We start from the raw sequence: 3,879 nt of genomic DNA, 5'->3' as shown, positions 1-3,879 counted from the left end.
AGTTCGGTGAGGGGTACACGGAGCTGACGACGGGTCTGAAGACGGCGGTCGATGGCATCAACGACATGTCGGAGTCGCTGCTGGGGATGATGCGGGCGATCCAGGATCTGGATCAGCAGCTCGCCGGCAGCTGACACGCGCTTTCGGGAAGGGGTCGACGGTTCGCCGTCGGCCCCTTCTTCGCGCCTTGTGGTCCGGAGATCACGGGCCGATGGGCAGTTCTCCCCATCGGCGCAGGGCGAGCGTCCGGCTATGGTGGATCGCGGCGGAACCGGGGGGAAGCCATGTCAGACGTCGAGATCGACAAGCGCGCACTCGAAGGCGCCGTCCTGCAGATCAGCTTCTCGATCGGTGACTACGTCATGTACGCCAATGACATCGCCGCGCGCGACACGGGCGTCGGCAATCCCGCGGGGCGCACAGGCCTGCGGGTCATGCTCGAGAACGCGCTGGGGCAGGCGATGCTCGAGGCGCGGGCGCAGCATCTCGCGGGGATCGGCGTCACCGATCGGCTGACGAGCATCAACGAGTCGTTCGAAGAGCTCGACGTCTCGCTGGGCAGCGGATGGGATGCCGACTATGTCGCTGACCTCTCCTAACCGCGGGTGGACGCTCGAGGAGATCGAGTATGACAGCGGGCAGCTCGAAGGGATCCATGCCGACCTCGGAAAGCTCACGGACGCCGGAGGGAACGCGCAGATCGTGCTGCGCAACATCGACGGCGGCCTCGAGGGGCGAGGTCAGAGCATCACTCTGGTGCAGCGTGAATCGGGGCTGCTCGCCAATCGGATGAACCCCACCATCGCCTCACTCGGCCGCATCGCCGACGTCGTGCGGGCCTACGGTGAGGCTGTCGCGACGCACGCCAGAACCGCGAACGATCTGATCGACGACATCGAGACCGCGCATGCGGCGCACGCGGCGGCGGTCGCCGATCTCGAGAGCGCACAGTCCCAGCAGCAGATGTGCACCCCCGACGACGACGCCAGCACGCGCTCGACCGCGGAACAGGACGTCATCGACGCGCAGAGCTCGCTCGCCACGACCCGTAGCGCCCTCGAAGGCCTCTGGGAGAGCTGGGAAGCCGCATACGCGCTCTGGGACGAGGCGTATGGTGCAGCGATCGCCGGACTCGTCCGTTCGGATGGCTCGACCCTCAGCGACTCGACCCTCTCGGCGATCGACGCGCTGGCGAACGCCGACACCCCTGCCGAGGTCACGGAGATCTGGGACGGTCTCACCGATGCACAGCGCGACGCGCTCCGTCTCACGTATCCGGGCTTCATCGGAAACCTCGAAGGCGTGCCCTACCTCGATCGCATGCTCGCCAACAGGGCGGCGTATGAACGAGTGATCGACGCCGGACCCTACGGCGAGCCGTTGGACACGCAGTTCAAGGACCTCGGTATCGAGATCAACCGGTTCCAGGGGCAGCTGCTGATGTTCAACCCGTTCGAGCAGCCGCAAGCCACCGCTGCCGTCATGTACGGCGTGACCATTCAGGATGAGAACGGGAACCCCGTCGACCCGCTCAAAGGTGTCACCAACGTGAACGTGCTCGTCGGCGGGATGTTCTCGGGCCTCGGAGACCTCGAGGCATGGGGGCAGAGCGCACGCGACCTGAACTTCTTCGCCGACGGGTACAACGACGGGACCAGGTCGGCGACGATCGCCTGGTACGGATACGACTCGCCCAACCTTCTCACCGAGCACACGATGGGCAGCGCCACAGAGGGGGCCGCGACTCTGAGCACCACGCTGCGAGGGCTCGACAACGAGGTGTCGTCGAGCGTCACCACCTCCGTCATCGGGCACTCGTACGGCAGCACGACCGCTTTCCTGGCGGTTGGTGGATCCCCAGACAACCTCGGTGTCGACAATCTGATCGCGGTCGGCTCGGCGGGAGTGCCGGACGGCTACCACCAGACGTGGACCGGAGATGATCCGATGGACTATTCCGGCACGCAGATCTACGCGTCGCGGGCTCCCGGCGATCTGGTCGCCCGCTACGGTGAGCACAGCTCCTTCGGACACGGCACCAACCCCGAAGAGCTGCCGGGAGCGATCAGCTTCGAAAGCGACGGCGGCACCGTGCCGAAAGTGGGCGGCGGCACCGAGGACGGCCTCGGAACCCCGGGCCACGCGGCGCACGACGGCGGCAACAGTATCTGGGGCTGGTGGGAAGAAGACAACGGGTACCTCGCTCGCGATTCGGAATCCTTCCGTAACATTGCCTACATCGTGGCTAACGGCCAGGCGTGGAACTGAGCCGTGGTGGCAACGGCAGCAAGGGGCGGGCGGATGGGGAAGCGCTGGCGGATCACCGCGGCGGTGGCGGTGCTCGCGCTCGCCCTCACCGGGTGCACGAATGAAGGAGACGGCATGGCGACCCCGACCGGCGACGAGCTCGTCGCCCAGGCGAAGCAGCACTACCTCGACTATCGGGAGGTCACGAACGGCGTCCAGGCGCTGATCTTCGACGGCCCGTGGGAGGCTCCAGGGGGCTCATTCGGCATGGAGCCTTCGGGGGCGGGATGCCCGGACGGTTCTTACAAGTTCTCTCTCGCCCGATCGACGGAGGTGGACCCGGAGCAGCATGCCGAGCGATCCGTCGCTGTGCAGAAGTACCTCACGGATGCGGGCTACGAGCTCGACGGCATGGATCTGGGGTCGGGCGAGACTCAGTCGAGTGATGTGATCGTGCGCGAGCAGGGTGACTTCTCGTTGTTGACGGTGACGTTCATCACGAACGGCAACGTGCTCGTGACGGCGACGACCAAGTGCTGGCCCGGCGACCGTTACGAGCTCGGGGACCTGCTCTTCGGTGATGCGAACCTTTCCGAGGGGTACCTGCCGCGCGAGGAGTCGCCGAGCGATCCGCTGTTCTTCGGTGTGACACCCGGCGAGCCGGCCTTCGGCCCGACGCCCAAGCCCACGCCGTAGGAATCGTCGCCCGTCAGTGGGCGGCGGCCGCGTCGGCCAGGTGCCGGGCGTCGTGGTTCAGCACTTTGACGATGATGCCGTGCTTGCGCAGCTCGGCGACGGTGCGTGCGCCCTCGTCGGCGTCGAGGCCGAGCGCCTTGATGTTCACGACCACGACGACGTCGCCCGTGCGCAGCGTCGAGATGAGGCGGGCGAGGCGGTCGTTCCAGCTCTCCAGGATGTCGGGTGCCGGGTGGCGGAAACCCTCGATCGGCACGCCGAAGCGGGTGAGGTCATCGCGCTGCTCGACGACCGACGGCATGCCCTCTCGCGACACGACGAGGCCTACCAGCCGTGAGCCGTCTGGCCGTGCCGTCCAGAAGTTGCGGTTCTGCTGCAGCTCGGTGAAGCACTTCGGGCACGCTGCGGCATCATGCGGCAGATGCAGGGGGCTCGTGAGAGCCGCATCGACCGATGCCGTGGTCTTCGTGGGATCAATCGTCTCGCTCATCGCGCACCTCCGGCATCCATTCTGCCCTGTCGTCGTGCGTCGCGGTGACCGGATTCACAAGAGGCCGAGCGCCTGAACGGCCTCACGCTCCTCGACCAGCTCCGCGACGGAGGCATCGATCCTGGTACGTGCCCAGTCCGTCGGTTCCAGCCCTTCGACGATCTGCCACTCGCCGTCGACCGAACGCACCGGGAACGACGAGATCAGGCCTTCGGGAACCCCGTACTCACCGTGGGAGACGACGCCGGCCGAGGTCCAGTCGTCGGTGCCGTGTACCCAGTCGCGCACGTGGTCGATCGTCGCGCTCGCAGCAGACGCCACGGACGAGGATCCCCGCACCTGAATGATCTCGGCTCCACGCTTGGCGACGCGAGGGATGAACGTCTCGTCGAGCCAGGTGGTCACGTCGCCCACGATCTGCTCGAGCGGCTCGAGCACGGGGCGGC

At 66.8% G+C, this 3,879-nt stretch carries 4 protein-coding genes and 1 pseudogene; 3 read left to right on the top strand and 2 right to left on the bottom strand.

The genetic code is table 11. The features are described from left to right. Positions 1-284: 284 nt before the first annotated feature. The 3 genes from DSP71_RS13135 to DSP71_RS13125 are packed head-to-tail and all read left to right on the top strand — an operon-like array spanning position 285 to position 2,943. Positions 285-599 carry a hypothetical protein gene (locus DSP71_RS13135; protein WP_113681302.1) on the top strand — a complete coding sequence of 105 codons (315 nt, stop codon included), beginning with the start codon at positions 285-287 and terminating at the stop codon, positions 597-599. After that, complete coding sequence (locus tag DSP71_RS13130; RefSeq protein WP_181800733.1) at positions 580-2,268, top strand: alpha/beta hydrolase; 1,689 nt, start codon at positions 580-582, stop codon at positions 2,266-2,268. The genes DSP71_RS13135 and DSP71_RS13130 overlap by 20 nt, the downstream gene beginning before the upstream one ends. Before the next feature lie 33 nt (positions 2,269-2,301). Beyond that, complete coding sequence (locus DSP71_RS13125; RefSeq protein WP_058631564.1) at positions 2,302-2,943, top strand: hypothetical protein; 642 nt, start codon at positions 2,302-2,304, stop codon at positions 2,941-2,943. Positions 2,944-2,956: 13 nt separating this feature from the next. On the opposite strand, the gene DSP71_RS13120 is transcribed toward DSP71_RS13125, so the two are convergent. After that, positions 2,957-3,433, bottom strand: a complete 477-nt coding sequence (locus DSP71_RS13120) for a dehydrogenase (RefSeq protein ID WP_113681300.1) — start codon at positions 3,431-3,433, stop codon at positions 2,957-2,959. A gap of 54 nt (positions 3,434-3,487) precedes the next feature. Continuing rightward, positions 3,488-3,879 (bottom strand): annotated as a pseudogene (locus DSP71_RS13115) (malate dehydrogenase); the annotation flags it as partial.

It is taken from the genome of Microbacterium sp. H6, assembly GCF_003314775.1.
Taxonomy (GTDB): Bacteria; Actinomycetota; Actinomycetes; order Actinomycetales; family Microbacteriaceae; genus Microbacterium; species Microbacterium oxydans.
This window is presented reverse-complemented; position numbering and strand designations above follow the sequence as displayed.

Coding starts and splice junctions, on each gene's coding strand:
- DSP71_RS13135 (WP_113681302.1), top strand. CDS start 285: ATGTCAGACGTCGAGATCGACAAGCGCGCACTCGAAGGCGCCGTCCTG.
- DSP71_RS13120 (WP_113681300.1), bottom strand. CDS start 3,433: ATGAGCGAGACGATTGATCCCACGAAGACCACGGCATCGGTCGATGCG.
- DSP71_RS13130 (WP_181800733.1), top strand. CDS start 580: ATGTCGCTGACCTCTCCTAACCGCGGGTGGACGCTCGAGGAGATCGAG.
- DSP71_RS13125 (WP_058631564.1), top strand. CDS start 2,302: ATGGGGAAGCGCTGGCGGATCACCGCGGCGGTGGCGGTGCTCGCGCTC.